Raw genomic sequence first — 683 nt, 5'->3', positions numbered from 1 at the left:
CCTGGTGAAATTGATCTGGCATGATGGCGTCGGCATGTCGCTCTACATGAAGCGGCTCGAAGCGGGCAAATTCATTTGGCCGACGAGCGGATCCGGCGAGGCTGTCCGGGTGTCTGCGGCCCAGATTGGCTATCTTCTGGAAGGGATCGACTGGCGCAATCCGCGCTGGACGCAAAGGCCCGGAAAGGCAGGATAAAGCCCTGCCATGACGTGATTTTCCTTTGTCTGCGGGGGCGGCGTGATAGTCTCCTCCCATGACCGATGCCTCCGACGAGATCGCCCGCCTGCGCGCCGCCCTTGCGGCGGCGGACACGCGTGTCGCGGCCGCCGAGGCCGAGCTCGCGCAGGTCCGCGCGGTGGCCTCGACCTCCGAGGCGATGATCGCTGCGCTCAAGCTCGAGATCGCGCTGCTGCGCCGCGACAAGTACGGCCATAGAGCGGAACGCACAGCCCGGCTGATCGACCAGCTGGAATTGCAGCTCGAGGAACTGGTGGCCAGCGCCGCCGAGGACACGGCCCGGGCCGGACAGACGGCAGAGCAGACGACGAAGGTAGCGGGCTTCGAGCGGCGCAAGCCCGTGAGGAAGCCATTTCCGGACCACCTGCCGCGGGAACGGGTGGTGGTCGAAGCACCGGCCGCCTGCGACTGCTGCGGTTCGGCGCGGATCGCCAAGATGGGCGAG

Annotated in this window: 1 protein-coding gene and 1 pseudogene; both read left to right on the top strand. The window is 66.9% G+C overall.

Annotated features, from left to right (window positions below; genetic code table 11):
- Nucleotides 1-196 (top strand): IS66 family insertion sequence element accessory protein TnpB (tnpB, locus tag FGX59_RS37205; RefSeq protein ID WP_206078572.1); only part of this gene is annotated, 196 nt, incomplete at its 5' end.
- A gap of 58 nt (nt 197-254) precedes the next feature.
- Nucleotides 255-683 (top strand): annotated as a pseudogene (locus FGX59_RS37200) (IS66 family transposase); the annotation flags it as partial.

It is taken from the genome of Poseidonocella sp. HB161398, assembly GCF_005870025.1.
In the GTDB taxonomy this organism is placed as follows: domain Bacteria; phylum Pseudomonadota; class Alphaproteobacteria; order Rhodobacterales; family Rhodobacteraceae; genus Mangrovicoccus.
Note: the sequence above shows the minus strand (reverse complement) of the source record. Positions and strands in the feature narration are given on the sequence as shown.